13 protein-coding genes are annotated in these 13473 nt (G+C 72.5%); 2 read left to right on the plus strand and 11 right to left on the minus strand.

Annotated elements, in window-relative coordinates:
• Window positions 1-4: 4 nt before the first annotated feature.
• The gene (locus FH608_RS20515) at window positions 5-907 is read right to left on the minus strand and encodes a LysR family transcriptional regulator (RefSeq protein ID WP_193318531.1); all 903 of its coding nucleotides are present in this window, start codon (window positions 905-907) and stop codon (window positions 5-7) included.
• 91 nt (window positions 908-998) lie between these two features.
• Here FH608_RS20515 and FH608_RS20520 point away from each other — a divergent pair, with 91 nt between their 5' ends.
• Entirely contained in the window at window positions 999-2162 is a 1164-nt protein-coding gene (locus FH608_RS20520) for an MFS transporter (protein ID WP_139632164.1), read from the plus strand.
• Here FH608_RS20520 and mutM read toward each other — a convergent pair.
• The 8 genes from mutM to FH608_RS20560 form a co-directional block, all read right to left on the minus strand.
• On the minus strand, window positions 2110-2955 hold the full coding sequence (gene mutM / locus FH608_RS20525) for a bifunctional DNA-formamidopyrimidine glycosylase/DNA-(apurinic or apyrimidinic site) lyase (RefSeq protein WP_139632165.1): 846 nt from the start codon (window positions 2953-2955) through the stop codon (window positions 2110-2112). The genes FH608_RS20520 and mutM overlap by 53 nt on opposite strands.
• 318 nt (window positions 2956-3273) lie before the next feature.
• On the minus strand, window positions 3274-3993 hold the full coding sequence (gene rnc / locus FH608_RS20530; RefSeq protein ID WP_139632387.1) for a ribonuclease III: 720 nt from the start codon (window positions 3991-3993) through the stop codon (window positions 3274-3276).
• 212 nt (window positions 3994-4205) lie between these two features.
• Window positions 4206-4385 carry a 50S ribosomal protein L32 gene (gene rpmF, locus FH608_RS20535; RefSeq protein WP_139632166.1) on the minus strand — a complete coding sequence of 60 codons (180 nt, stop codon included), beginning with the start codon at window positions 4383-4385 and terminating at the stop codon, window positions 4206-4208.
• A 1-nt stretch (window position 4386) separates the two neighbouring features.
• Window positions 4387-4956: a YceD family protein gene (locus tag FH608_RS20540; RefSeq protein ID WP_139632388.1), complete on the minus strand. Its 570-nt coding sequence runs from the start codon at window positions 4954-4956 to the stop codon at window positions 4387-4389.
• A gap of 53 nt (window positions 4957-5009) precedes the next feature.
• Window positions 5010-5486, minus strand: coding sequence for a pantetheine-phosphate adenylyltransferase (gene coaD / locus FH608_RS20545; protein WP_139632167.1), 477 nt, complete (start codon window positions 5484-5486; stop codon window positions 5010-5012).
• 14 nt (window positions 5487-5500) lie between these two features.
• The gene (gene rsmD / locus FH608_RS20550; RefSeq protein ID WP_139632168.1) at window positions 5501-6067 is read right to left on the minus strand and encodes a 16S rRNA (guanine(966)-N(2))-methyltransferase RsmD; all 567 of its coding nucleotides are present in this window, start codon (window positions 6065-6067) and stop codon (window positions 5501-5503) included.
• 576 nt (window positions 6068-6643) lie between these two features.
• Window positions 6644-8818, minus strand: a complete 2175-nt coding sequence (recG, locus tag FH608_RS20555) for an ATP-dependent DNA helicase RecG (RefSeq protein ID WP_139632169.1) — start codon at window positions 8816-8818, stop codon at window positions 6644-6646.
• A gap of 145 nt (window positions 8819-8963) precedes the next feature.
• Window positions 8964-10511: a DAK2 domain-containing protein gene (locus FH608_RS20560; protein WP_139632170.1), complete on the minus strand. Its 1548-nt coding sequence runs from the start codon at window positions 10509-10511 to the stop codon at window positions 8964-8966.
• A gap of 234 nt (window positions 10512-10745) precedes the next feature.
• Here FH608_RS20560 and rpmB point away from each other — a divergent pair, with 234 nt between their 5' ends.
• Window positions 10746-10931, plus strand: coding sequence for a 50S ribosomal protein L28 (rpmB, locus tag FH608_RS20565; protein WP_049556934.1), 186 nt, complete (start codon window positions 10746-10748; stop codon window positions 10929-10931).
• A gap of 123 nt (window positions 10932-11054) precedes the next feature.
• Here rpmB and thiD read toward each other — a convergent pair whose 3' ends face one another.
• Window positions 11055-11849 (minus strand): bifunctional hydroxymethylpyrimidine kinase/phosphomethylpyrimidine kinase, encoded by a 795-nt coding sequence (gene thiD, locus FH608_RS20570; protein WP_139632171.1) that lies wholly within the window; start codon window positions 11847-11849, stop codon window positions 11055-11057.
• A gap of 17 nt (window positions 11850-11866) precedes the next feature.
• Window positions 11867-13417: a hypothetical protein gene (locus tag FH608_RS20575; protein WP_139632172.1), complete on the minus strand. Its 1551-nt coding sequence runs from the start codon at window positions 13415-13417 to the stop codon at window positions 11867-11869.
• Between the last annotated feature and the right edge of the window lie 56 nt (window positions 13418-13473).

A 13473-nucleotide genomic window follows, 5' to 3' on the forward strand; every position in this document is an offset into this window, starting at 1 on the left:
CCCCTCAGGCCACCAGGGACTCCACCCCGAGTGCGTGCCCGGCCGCCGTCTCGGCGAACGCCCTGATCGCCGCCGTCTCCGCGGCCTTGACCCAGGCCAGGCCCATGACGGACGGAGGCAGCCCCGTGACCGTGACAAAACTCACGTCGGGCCGCCGGTGGTGATCCGCCGTCGGCGCGCAGAACAGCATGCCGCCCCGGCCGAGCGCCACCCGGGTCAGGCCCTCCTGGCTGGTGGCCACCGTACCGGCGCGGGGAATCGGCCGTCCGTAAGGGGTCACGGAGGGTGCCGCCCGCTCCTGCCAGGCGCGCGGCGCCGGGCCGTCCAGCCCGATCAGCGGCACCTCCGCCAGCTCCTCGGCCGAGACGGCGGCGCGGCCCGCCAGCGGGTGGCGCACGGAGACGCCCAGCTGGTACGGCACCTCGTTCAGCCCCTCCCCGGTCGCCAGGTCGGGCTCGTCCACCGGCAGCAGCGTGAACGCGAGATCCACCTGCCCGGCCCGCACCTTGCTGAAAGGATCCGAGAGCGGGATCTCGACCAGCTCCACCGCGCATTCGGGATGGCGCCGCTCGAAGGCCCGCACGCTGCCCGTGACGACCTCGGTGGGCGTGGCCAGGAAGCCGACCCGCAGCACGCCGGTCACCTCGCGGGCGGCCGCCTTGGCCCGGCTCACCGCGCTCGCCAGGCCGTCGTAGGCGGGGCGCAGGTCGGCCAGGAACCGCTCGCCCAGCGGCGTGAGGCGCACCCTGCGGCTCGTCCGCTGGAACAGCCGGCCGCCGATCCTCGTCTCCAGCGAGCGCATGAGCTGGCTCACCCGGCCCGGCGACAGGTAGAGCCGCTCCGCCGTACGGGCGAAGTGCAGCTCCTCGCTGAGCACGACGAAGCACTCCAGCTCCCTGAACTCCACGGCCACCACCTCCGGATCGCTTAGCCTGCCTAAACCAAGCCTTCGGACTTCGCCATTGTTCCCCCCGGCGCGCGGGCGAAGGCTGGGGCGCATGACCATGACTGATGTTCCTCCCGCGACGAGGGCGCGCTGGGCGGCCGTCTCGGCGGTCGCGGCCGGCACGTTCACCATCGTGACCAGCGAGATGCTGCCCGTCGGCCTGCTGACCTCGATCTCCTCCTCCTTGGGCGTGTCCGACGGGACCGCCGGGCTGACGATGACCGCGCCGGGGCTGGTCGCCGCCGTGTCGGCGCCGGTGCTGGCGCTCGCCACCCGCGGGCTCGACCGGCGGATCACGTTGCTCGGGCTGATGGCGGTGCTGGCGGTGGCCGACCTGGTGGGCGCGTTCGCGCCGAACCTGCCCGTGATGCTGGCGGCCCGGGTGCTCACGGGGGTGAGCATCGGCGGGTTCTGGGCCTTCGCGGCCGGCCTCGGGGCGCGCCTCGTGCCCGAACGCTCCGTCGGGCGGGCCACGTCGATCATCCTGGGCGGGGTGTCCGTGGCGTCGGTGCTGGGGGTGCCCGCGGCCACGCTGGTCTCGTCGTTCCTGGGGTGGCGCAGCGCGTTCGCCGCGATGGGGGTGGTGGCGCTGATCCTGATGGCGGTCCTGTACGCGACGCTGCCGCCCCTGCCGGGCCAGGCCCCCGCCCGCGCGCCGGGAGCCCGCCGGGGAGGGGTCTCCTGGCGGCTCACGACCCTGTTGGCGATCACCGTTCTCGTCGTGTCCGGCCACTTCGCGGCCTACACCTACCTGCGGCCCTTCCTGGAGCAGGTCTCGCACGCCGGTCCCGCCCTCGTCGGCGCCGTCCTCCTGCTGTACGGGGCCGCGGGCGTGGCGGGCAACTTCGCGGCCGGCGCCCGGGCCGCCAGAAACCCCAGGCCGGTGCTGATCACCCTGGTCGCCCTCATGACGCTGGGCATGGCGGCGCTGCCCACGATCGGCCTGCCCCTGGCCGTGCTCGTGGTGTGGGGCCTCGGCTACGGCGGCGTCGGGGTGACGCTGCAGCTGTGGATCATGCGGGAGGGCGGCGGCGAGTTCGGCACGGCGCTGTTCGTCAGCGCCTTCAACGTCTCCATCGCGCTCGGCGCGCTCGCCGGAGGCCGGGTCGTGGACGGGTTCTCGATCTCCGCGGTGATGTGGCTGGGCGCCGGGCTGGCCGTGCTCAGCGCGGCCGTCGCTGGCATCTGGGGCAGGAGTAGGACGAGCGGTTCATGAACGGCTCGCGCCTGATCGCGGTGCCGCAGCGCGAGCACGGCAGGTCGCGCCGGCCGTACACCTCCAGGGAGCGCTCGAAGTAGCCGCTCTCGCCGTTGACGTTCACGTACAGGCTGTCGAACGAGGTGCCGCCCTGCCGCAACGCGGCCGTCATCACCGCGCGCACGCCGGCCAGCAGCTCGTCGACCTTGGGGCGGGTGAGCGTCCGCGTGGACCTGGCCCAGTGCAGCCGCGCGATCCACAGGGCCTCGTCGGCGTAGATGTTGCCGACGCCGCTGATCAGCGACTGGTCGAGCAGCGCCCGCTTGATCTCGGTCTGCCTGGCCCTGAGCCTGCGGGCGAACTCGGCGTCGTCGAACGCCGCCTCGAACGGGTCGGGGGCGATGTGGGCGATCGGCGCCGGCACGCCCCCGGCCAGCGGGGTCACCATGACGTGCCCGAACGTGCGCTGGTCGACGAAGCGCAGGTCAGGGCCGCCGTCCTCGAAGCGGACCCGTACGCGGAGATGCTTCTCCAGCGGCGAGTCCTGGTCGGCCACCAGCAGCTGGCCGCTCATGCCCAGGTGGGCCATGAGCGCCTCCTCGCCGCCGGACAGCGGGAGCCACAGGTATTTGCCGCGCCGCTCGGCCGACACGACCGCGCGGCCCTTGAGCCGCGCGGCGAACTCGTCGGCGCCGGGCACGTGCCGCCTGATCGCGCGGGGGTGCAGCACCTCCGCCGCGGCGATCTCGCGCCCCGTGACCCACTGCGCGAGGCCGCGCCTGACGACCTCGACCTCCGGTAGCTCAGGCACCTCACACCCCTAACCGCTCGACCACCACATGGGAACCGTTCCGCCACCACACCCGAACCGTGTGGCATCACACCGCTCGGCCACCACATCCGAACCGTATGGCATCACACCGCTCGGCCATCACACCTGAACCGGCTGGCACCACGCCGCTCAGCCGCCACGTCCGACCGCCTCGAGGACCTCACATCAGCCCTCGGGAACTCCAACCGCCGCTCGGTGCGCCTCACCCTCGGCTGTGCGAGACCTCCGGGCCGGTGGGTCGCGAACCATCCTCGCGGCAACCGCATTATGGCCTTCCGGACAGCTCCGGAGGGCGGCTCAACCGGCGGGCTGGCTCTCGCGCTGCTCGCGCCTGGCCTTGATCCGGGTCCAGGCCGACTCGGCCGCCTGCTGCTCGGCCTCCTTCTTGCTGCGCCCGTAACCCGTGCCGTAGGACTCGCCGCCGACCCGCACCATCGCCGTGAACGACTTGGCGTGGTCAGGGCCGCTCTCCTCGACGTGGTACTCGGGCACTCCGAGCGCCTCGGACGCCGTCAGCTCCTGCAGCGAGGTCTTCCAGTCGAGCCCGGCGCCCAGCGAGGCCGAGCGGACGATCAGCGGGTCGAACAGCAGGTGCACCACCCGGAACGCCTCGTCGAGCCCCTTGTCGACGTAGATCGCGCCGATCAGGGCCTCGAGGGTGTCGGCCAGGATGGACGACTTGTCGCGCCCGCCGGTGCCCTCCTCGCCCCTGCCGAGCCGCAGGAACCGGCCCAGGCCCAGGTTGCGGGCCACGTCGGCCAGCGCGCGCATGTTGACCACCGCGGCGCGCAGCTTCGCCAGCTGGCCCTCGGGCAGGTCGGGATGGTTGCGGTAGAGGGTGTCGGTGACCACCAGGCCCAGCACCGAGTCGCCCAGGAACTCCAGGCGCTCGTTGGTGGGCAGGCCGCCGTTCTCGTACGCGTAGGAGCGGTGGGTCAGCGCCCGCTCCAGGATGTCGGCGTCGATGCCGACCACCAGGACCCGCTGCAGCTCGTCTCTGGCGACCTCCACGGCCACCGGCTTAGGACCTGCGCCCACGTGCTTCCTCCTCGGACATCTTCGCATGGCGCGCCGACTGCGGAGGATGCCCGAAAACGTGGTGGGCGTCGGGGTAGCACGTAGCCCCGGCGTCCACCACGACCGCGGGCGAGCCGCCGCCGCACGCATCTGAGACGGTAACGCCGACCGAGGCACAATTGCACCCGGTCGGCATCACGTCAACTGGCGGATCAGGCGGACGGCTCGATGACCTGACGACGGTTGTAGGTGCCGCAGGTGGGGCAGGCGATGTGCGGCTGCTTGGGCGAACGGCACTGCGGGCAGCTCACCAGGGCGACAGCAGTCGTCTTCCACTGGGAGCGACGGTGGCGGGTGTTACTCCGCGACATCTTTCGCTTCGGGACGGCCACGTCACTTCTCCTGATCGTTATCTTTGTCGGTAATCAGACCTTGCAACGACGCCCAGCGGGCATCGATCTTCTCGTGCCGGTGATCCGCGCCGGCCTCGGCCAGCTTGACCCCGCACTCCGCGCAGAGCCCCTCGCAGTCCTCGCGGCACACGGGGCTCAGCGGCAGTGCGAGCACCACCGCATCACGGAACGTCGGCTCGAGATCGAGCAGCTCGCCGTCGAGCAGTGAATCCTCCTCCGAGGCGTCCTCGTCGGAGTAGAAGAACAGCTCCTGCAGGCTCACCTCGATCTCCGAGGTGAGCGGGTCGAGACAGCGTGCGCACTCCCCGGCGAGCGGGGCCTGCGCCGTGCCTGACACGAGCACGCCTTCCATCACTGCTTCGAGCCGGAGATCCAGCTCGACCTCGGCGTCCTTGGGGACACCGATCATGTCGACGCCGAGATCCACCGGTGCCGGGAGGGTCAGAGTCATCCGCCGCATCGTGCCCGGCCGCTTTCCCAGGTCATGAGTGGAGATCACCCACGGGGAGCGGGGGTCGAGGTGCTGAGTCATCCTGCTCTCGCTAGGCATGGCGAGACGATCGCCGTCGTACAAGGCCGAAATGAAAGGATAGCAGGTCGCACTCAGCCCCTGAGCCGCTCGATCAGCAGCTTGTGCACGAGGTCCGGCACGAGGCCCGAGACGTCCCCGCCGTACCGGGCGATCTCCTTCACCCTGCTGGAGGACAGGAACGAGTATTCGGGGTTGGTGGGCATGAAAAGCGTCTCGACCCCCGACAGGCGGTAGTTGAGCTGCGCCATCTGCAGCTCGTAGTCGAAGTCGCTGACCACCCTGATGCCCTTGACGATGGCGGGGATGTCGTTCTGCCGGCAGAAGTCGACCAGCAGCCCGTGAAACTTGCGGACCTTGACGTTCGGGAAGTCCTTGGTCACGGTCTGCAGGATGTCTATTCGTTCGTCCACCGTGAACAGGCTGCTTTTCTCGACGTTGATGAGGACCGCCACGGTCACCTCGTCATAGAGACGGGCGGAGCGGCCGATGATGTCGAGGTGGCCATTGGTGATGGGGTCGAACGACCCCGGGCAGACTACGCGGCGCAAGACGCCTCCCAGGTCTACGGGTTCCCGGCGGCGCGACCGTACCAAACGGATGCTTCGCCATAACGACGGACCCTCTCCTCAACGTAGCCTTCTGGCCACATAAGGGCCTTTCCCCGGCTTTCCCTCTCGAACGCCACCAAAGCCTCATCTGCCAGCCAGCCGTTGTCCCGCAGCAGCGCCAGCGTCCGCTGGACCTCGTCGTCGGCCATGGCGTAGGGCGGATCCGCGAACACGATGTCGTAACGCTCGCCCGGCGCCCTGCCCAGCACCCGCTCCACCTTGTCCGCGACCACGCGGGCGCCGTCGAGGCCGAGCGCCTGCACGTTCGCCTTGATCGTGCGCACCGCCCTCGGGTCCGACTCGACCAGCACGGCCTCCTTCGCGCCTCTGGACAGCGCCTCCAGGCCGACCGCCCCCGAGCCGGCGTACAAGTCGAGCAGGCGCGCGCCGCCGAGCCCGTGCAGCGAGTCGAGCGTCAAGAAGAGCCCTTCTCTGGCCCTGTCGCTGGTCGGCCTCGTGCCGCGCCCCGGCGGCACCGCCAGCCGCCTCCCACCCGCGATGCCTGCGATGATCCGCGTCATGTGACCCATTGTTCCGCATGTTCGCGCAGGTCAAGAGTGGACAAGTGTCTGCCTCAAGTGCGCAAGGGTGATTCACATCCGGGAGTCGGGCACGCAAGATGAGTTCTGCGGCCTTCAAGGTGACCCACATGGAGGCCGACCGGCGTGATCGTGAGCCCTTCCGCACGCCGGTTCCCTCGGCACCTGACCCGAGGGTGGGCCCAGCCGGGGACGGCATTCGGGGGGAGGCCGTCCCCGCGGCTGGGCCTTTTTTCTTTCTCCATTTGTTACGGCAGGCCTGGTCGGCGCCTCCCGCCGCACATGGCCGGTGGCCTCCAGGGCGACGCTCGCTGACCCGCACATGGCCGGTCGCCGTTACGGCGGGATCGTTGGCCGGCTCCGTGGTTCCCGGCTTGGCCGCCGCACGCGACCTCCCGACCTCTTTGGGCGGCCTCTTCCGGTCGGGCGTCACACGGTCCTGCCCGCCCTCTTGGGCGGTCCCTTCCGGTCGGGCGCCGGCCTACGGTGGGCCGTTCCCGTGATGCGCCGCGCACTCCGTCGGGTGCTCGCCTTGAACGCCGGCCGCCGGGGTGCGCGTTACGTCTTCTCCAAGTACTCGGCGCGTTCGTCGGCCAGGAGGCGGGTGATCTCGGCGCGGAGGGCCTCGTGGGTCGTCAGGTCGGGGTCGTGGGTCAGGAGGGTGGCGGCCTCGTCGCGGGCCGTGGCGATCACGTCCTCGTCGCGCAGCAGTTGCAGCAGCTTCAGCGACGAGCGCTTGCCGGACTGCGCCTCACCCAGCACGTCGCCCTCCCGCCGCTGCTCCAGGTCCACGCGCGACAGCTCGAAGCCGTCGAGTGTGGCGGCCACCGCGTCGAGGCGGGCGCGGGCGGGAGTGCCTTCAGGGAAGTCGGAGACCAGCAGGCACAGGCCCGGCAGGCCCCCGCGGCCGACGCGGCCGCGGAGCTGGTGGAGCTGGGAGACGCCGAAGCGGTCGGCATCCATGATGATCATGACGGAGGAGTTGGGGACGTCGACGCCCACCTCGATCACCGTGGTGGCGATGAGCACGTCGAGCTCGCCCCGCGTGAACGAGCGCATGACGGCGTCCTTCTCCTCCGGCGGCAGCTTGCCGTGGAGAGTGCCGACGCGCAGGTCGTGGAAGGGGCCCTCGCGCAGCAGCTCGGCCACGTCCAGCACGGCGAGCGGCGGGCGGCGCTCCTCCCCGGTGGCCGCCGCCAGGTCGCCCTCGTCGCCCTCCAGGTCGCCGATGCGCGGGCACACGATGTACGCCTGGCGCCCGAGCGCCACCTCCTCCCGCACCCGCTCCCAGGTGCGTTCGAGATAGTGGGGCTTCTCGGCGGCCGGGACGACGTGGGTGGTGATGGGGGCGCGGCCGGACGGCAGCTGCGACAGCGTCGAGACCTCGAGGTCGCCGAAGACGGTCATGGCGACCGTGCGCGGGATCGGGGTGGCCGTCATGACCAGGACGTGCGGCCGCCCGTCCCCCGCCTTCTCGCGCAGCGCGTCGCGCTGCTCCACCCCGAACCGGTGCTGCTCGTCCACCACGACCAGCCCCAGGTCGGCGAACTGCACGTGCTCCTGCAGCAGCGCGTGCGTGCCCACGACGATGCCCGCGGTGCCCGAGGCGGCGTCGAGCAGGGCCGAGCGCCGGGCGGCGGCGCTCATCGAGCCGGTCAGCAGCGTGACGGCCGTGCCCCCGAACATGCCGCCCTGCGCCAGGTCGCCCAGCATGGCGGTGATCGAGCGGTGGTGCTGCTGGGCCAGCACCTCGGTGGGCGCAAGCAGCGCCGCCTGACCGCCCGCGTCGACCACCTGGAGCATCGCCCGCAGCGCCACCACCGTCTTGCCCGCGCCGACCTCGCCCTGCAGCAGCCGGTGCATCGGGTGCTCGCGCGCCAGATCGGCGGCGATCTCCTCGCCGACCTGGGCCTGCCCCTCCGTCAGCGAGAACGGCAGCCGCGCGTCGAAGTCGGACAGCATGCCGCCGGAACGCCTCGGCCGTGCCTTGGCGGGCAGCGCGGTGGCGGCCTGGCGCCGCCGCAGCAGCACGGCCTGCAGCACGAACGCCTCGTCGAACTTCAGCCGCTTTCGCGCCCGCCCCACCTCGGCGAAGTCCTTCGGCCGGTGGATGGCCACCAGCGCCTCGCCCAGCCCCTGCAGCCCGTGGCGGGCCCGCAGGTCGGCGGGCAGCGGGTCGTCGAGCGGGCCGAGGGTGTCGAGCACGACGCCGACGGCGCGCCTGATCGCCCACGGCGTGAGATCCTTGCCCGCCGGATAGATCGGCACCGGCGCCGCCGCGAACTCCTCCGCGCTCGCCTCGCTCTCCTCGAACAGCTCGAACTCGGGGTGCGAGAGCTGCCAGCGCGGGTTCGTACGCGACCCGAACAGCCCCACCTTGCCGGCGAACATGCCGCGCCGCCCCGCCTTCAGCCGCGACTCCGCCACGTGGGAGCCCTTGCCGAAGAAGGAGAGATAGATCTTGTTGCGGTTTCCGTCGACGACCTCGACCTCCAGCCAGGTGCCGCCGCGGTTGCGCATGGGCTTGCGCATGAGCCTGGTGACCTCGCCGACCACGGTGACGTGCTCGTCGACCTCCAGGGCGTCGAGCGAGGTCAGCTCGCCGCGCTCGGCGTAACGCCGGGGGTAGTGGCGCAGCAGGTCGCCGACCGTCTCCAGGTCGAGCACGCTGTGCAGGAGCTTGGCGGTCTTCGGGTCGAGCGCCTTCGTCAGAGGCTCGTCGAAACGGCTCACGGCAATAAGTTCTACCGCCTGCGCCCGACAGGAATCCCGCCCCTCGCCCGCGAACCCGGCCGCGCCGTCACTCCGCGCCGTCACTCCGCGCCGTCACCCCGCGCCGTCACTCCGCGCCGTCACCCCGCGCCGTCACCCCGGCCGGTCATTCCACGCCGATCAGGAGCGGGTAGCCGCCCTGCTCGCCGTCGTACGCGGCCAGATCCACGCCGGGCCGCGTGCGTACCAGGTGCTCCTCCAGCCGCTCCGCGAGCCCGGGCGGCGCCTGCGAGCCCGTGACCAGCGTCACCAGCTCGCCGCCGCCCGCCACCATCCGGTCCACGACCAGGGTGGCCACGCGGTCGAGCGAGTCGCCGATCACCGCGACGTCCCCGTCGATCAGGCCCAGCACGTCGCCGGGGCGGCACAGCCCGGCGCTCGTGACCGCCTCCCGGTCGGCCACCGTCACGTGCCCGTACCTCGTGTGCCCCGCGGCGTCGGCCATCGCCACCACGTCGTCGTCGAAGCGGCGCAGCGGGTCGTGCACGGCCAGCGCCGCCAGCCCCTGCACGGTCGCCTCCGTGGGCAGCACGCTGACCGTGACCCCGTCCTCGCGGGCGATCTCCGCGGCCGCGGCGGCGACGGACCTGACGCCCTCGTCGTTCGGCAGGACCGCGACCTCGTCGCCCGCCTGCCTGATCGCGGCCAGCACGGCGGGCAGCGTGGGCCGCGTGCCGGGCGCGCGGCGTACCACGACCGCGCCGCACTCCTCGAACAGCGCCGCGATCCCGTCGCCCGCCGCCACCGCCACCACGCCCCTGCCCGCGCTGCCGCGGTGCGTGCGCTCGGCCAGGTACGTGATCCTGATCCGGTGCGGCCGGCCCGCCCGCACGCCGGCCTCCACCGCGGGCCCGGCCTCGGGCACGTGGACGTGCACGTTCCACAGGCCCTCGCCCCCGACGACGACCAGCGAGTCGCCCATGGCGTCGAGCTCCTCGCGCAGCGCGGCCACCGCGGCGTCGTCGGCGTCCAGGAGGTACATCACCTCGTATCCCGCCCCCACCTCGGCCATCGGCGCGACCCGCGAGCTCGGCGCCGGCACCTCGTAGTGGCCGGGGGCGGAGCCGGTGATCACGGAGGCCAGGGTCTCCAGCACGATCGCCGCCCCCACGCCGCCCGCGTCCACCACGCCGCTTCGGGCCAGCACCTCCAGCTGGCCCGGCGTGCGGCCCAGCGCCACCCGCGCCTCGCCGGCCGCCTGCCGCGCCACCTCGCGCAGGTCGCCCCCGTCCACGTCCTGGACGGCGCGCGCGGCGGACTCCAGCACGCTCAGCACCGTGCCCTCGACCGGCCTGGCCACCGCCTCCCTGGCCAGCACGGCGGCCCTGAGCAGCCCGGCCCGCAGGTCGGGGCCGTCCTTCAGCACCTCCGCCAGGCCGCGCAGGGCCTGGCTGACGATCACCCCGGAGTTGCCGCGCGCCCCCACCAGGGCGCCGTACGCGAGCGTCTGCCACACCACGGCCGCGTCCACCTCGTCGGGCAGCGACTCGACGGCCTCGGCCGCGGACAGCATCGTCAGGTGCAGGTTGGTGCCGGTGTCGCCGTCGGCGACCGGGAAGACGTTGAGCGCGTCGATCTCCGTCCTTGCCCGGCCGAGCACGTCGGCGGCCAGGCGGGCCCAGCGCCGCACCGCGGGCGGGTCGAGGATCTCCATCTGCGCCCTCCGGCTTCTTCCCCCGACCCGAGCGCCCCCGGCCGACCTCCCGGCCGGGATGCGCTACCGTTGCCGATGGAGGATATCGCCGCCGGACCACCGGTCCAGCGTTCCGGTTCGCGCCCACCGGTGCGGATCGGATATTCTCGTCTGGCTAGCCGGTTGTCCCGGCATGCCCTCCGCCCGGAAAGCATCAGCGGACAGGGCTACATCGACTGTTTTAAGGAGCGAACCGTGGCTTCCGTCTGCGATGTCTGCCGCAAGGGCCCGACCTTCGGCAACAACGTGTCCCACTCGCACCGCCGCACCCGCCGTCGCTGGAACCCCAACATCCAGACGGTCCGCGCGGTCATCGGCGGCACGCCGAAGAAGCTCAACGTGTGCACCTCGTGCATCAAGGCGGGTAAGGTCACCCGCTGACCACGCCTTTCCGCAAGCCCGTCGCTCCACCGGAGCGGCGGGCTTGCGCGTTCTCCCCAGGCTGATCCGCGACGGCGGCGCCCCAGGCCCAGGCCCAGGCCCAGGCACAGCCCAGGCGTCAGGTCAGCGCCAGCGCCAGGCGTGGTCCACCGGGCCGATGCCGGCGCCCAGAGGGAAGCCGCGGGCGATGGCGCCCGTCACGTACTCCTTCGCCTGCCTCACCGCCTCCGACACCTCGTCCCCGAGCGCCAGCCGGGAGGCAATAGCGGAGGCCAGGGTGCAGCCCGTGCCGTGGGTGTGGCGGTTGTCGTGGCGTTCGGCGGTGAAGCGGTACTCGCTGGTGCCGTCCGTGAGCAGGTCCACGGGCGCCCCGGGCAGGTGGCCGCCCTTGATCAGCGCCCAGGCGGGGCCCAGTTCGAGGATGGCGTCGGCGGCCCGGCGCAGCCCGCTCTCGTCCTCGACCTTCACCGAGGTGAGCTGCTCCACCTCCCACAGGTTCGGCGTCACCACGGTGGCCACGGGCAGCAGCAGGGCCCGCACCGTCTCGACGGCCTCGGGCGCGAGCAGCGAGTCGCCGTGCTTGGACACCCCGACCGGGTCCACGACCACCGGGGCGGGGTACGGGCCGAGCGCCCCGGCCACCGTCTCGACGAGGACGGGAGAGGCCAGCATGCCGGTCTTGACCGCCTGCGCGCCGATGTCGCCGAGGACCGAGTCCAGCTGAGCCCGTACGGCCTCAGGCGGCAGCTCCCAGTAACCCTGGACGCCCAGGGAGTTCTGGGCCGTCACCGCGGCGATGACGCTCATGCCGTGGACGCCCAGGGCCATCATGGTCTTCAGGTCGGCCTGGATGCCCGCGCCGCCGCCGGAGTCGGAGCCGGCGACGGTGAGGACGCGAGGAGGGGTCGAATCCGTCATGTCCCCTATCCAACCACTCAGCTGACGGCGCACTCCCCGCTGACCATCCCGCAGTTCGCGGCCTTCTCGCCCCGGCCGGTGGCGGTGAACGCCACCTTGACCGAGTCGCCCGCCGACAGGGTCGCCGACAGGTCGAGGATCAGCAGATCACCGTCCTGCGTCCAGTCGGCGCCGCTCACGCTCATGACCCTGCCCTCGACCGGGACGGAGACGGTCGGGCTGTCGAGCGTCCTCGCCGAGGTGTTCTTGAGCGTCATCTCGGCCTGGTAGGTGAGCACGCGCTGCTTGATGGACTGCTGGACGGCCATCGAGCCCACGCCGGCCCCGGAGCCGCCGGTGCCGGCGGTTCCCGAGTTCGTGGGGGCCGGAGTCGCGCCGCTGGTGGGCGCGCCTCCCGTGTCGGAGTCGTCCAGCGTGGACGGCTCGTCGAACGGGGACTCGGACGGGCTCTCCTCGACCGGCGGCGCTGGATCGTCCGTCGGCTCCTCCTCCGGCGCCTTGGACGCCTTCTTCACCCTGGTCTTGGTCGGCGTAGGCGTCGAGGACTGGGTACGGCGCGGCGTGCGGGCGCCGTAGGTGGCCGTGGGAGTCGGGGTGCGGGAGGGCTTGGTCTCCTCCTCCGGCTCCTCGGTCGGCTCCTCCTCGGGCTCGCTCGCCTCCTCGCTCGGCTGACTGACCTCGGGGCCCGGCTGGTTGGTCGCCTGGGCCACGGCGCAGGACGTACCGGTGCACTCGGACGGGCCGCCCGACTTGCTCATGAACTTGACGCCCGCCACGGTGCCGCCGAGCACGACGGCCACGGCCGCGACCGACAGCAGCGCGACGCGGCCCTTGCCGCCGCCGGAGGTGGGCGCGGAGAGCACGTCGTCCTGGCCGCCCTTGCGGCGGCGGCGCTTGGGCTCGTCCGGCTCGTCGAACCCGGAGTCGGACGACCAGCCGGAGCCGAGGAAGGCGGTCTCGGTGTTCGCCCAGGCGGGCGCGTGCGCGGCGGTCGGCTCCCCGGCCACCTTGACGTCCCCGGGCTCGGGCGGTCCCGGCGACATGGGGACGTCGAACCTGCCGGTACGGTCACCGGGCCCCGCGGGGTCACCGGGCGCGCCGCCGAAGGCGCCACCGGGCATGTCACGCCCGTCAGGGCCGCCGAACACGCCACCGGGCGCGTCGGGGCCGTCGAAGAACGCCGTGCGCTCGGCGGGGCGGTCGAAGAAGGCGGTGCGCTCAGCCGGTGCGTCGAACCGCCCCGGCGCGTCGAACCGGCCGGGCTCCTCGAAGGGTCCGGGCCGGTCGAACGGCCCGTCCGGCTGCTCGAAAGGTCCGTTCGCCTGGTTGAAAGGGCCGGAAGGCGGTCCTGAGCGGTCGCTGGGGGCGCCCCACTCCGGAGGACGGGCGAAGGCGCCCGTCGTCTCGAACGGCCCCGCCTCCTCTCCCGGGACGGACGGCGGAAAGACGCGCGCGGAGTCGCGGGGGAAGCCTCCGGCGGGGTCGCCGGGCACCGCGAAGGCCCCGGTGGTCTCGAACGGCTCGGACTGAGGCCGGTTGGGCGGTGGTCCGTCGGGGCGCCGGGGCATGGGAGCCCACTGGCCCGTCACCTCGGGCGCGTCCGGCAAGGAAGGCCAGCCCGGCG

Source organism: Nonomuraea phyllanthi (assembly GCF_006334985.2).
GTDB lineage: Bacteria > Actinomycetota > Actinomycetes > Streptosporangiales > Streptosporangiaceae > Nonomuraea > Nonomuraea phyllanthi.

Excerpts from the sequence above, each read along its gene's own strand:
- thiD (WP_139632171.1), bottom strand. The coding sequence starts at position 11,849 with ATGACGGATTCGACCCCTCCTCGCGTCCTCACCGTCGCCGGCTCCGAC.
- FH608_RS20520 (WP_139632164.1), top strand. The coding sequence starts at position 999 with ATGACCATGACTGATGTTCCTCCCGCGACGAGGGCGCGCTGGGCGGCC.
- FH608_RS20560 (WP_139632170.1), bottom strand. The coding sequence starts at position 10,511 with ATGGAGATCCTCGACCCGCCCGCGGTGCGGCGCTGGGCCCGCCTGGCC.
- rsmD (WP_139632168.1), bottom strand. The coding sequence starts at position 6,067 with ATGACGCGGATCATCGCAGGCATCGCGGGTGGGAGGCGGCTGGCGGTG.
- FH608_RS20575 (WP_139632172.1), bottom strand. The coding sequence starts at position 13,417 with ATGCCCCGGCGCCCCGACGGACCACCGCCCAACCGGCCTCAGTCCGAG.
- FH608_RS20540 (WP_139632388.1), bottom strand. The coding sequence starts at position 4,956 with ATGCCTAGCGAGAGCAGGATGACTCAGCACCTCGACCCCCGCTCCCCG.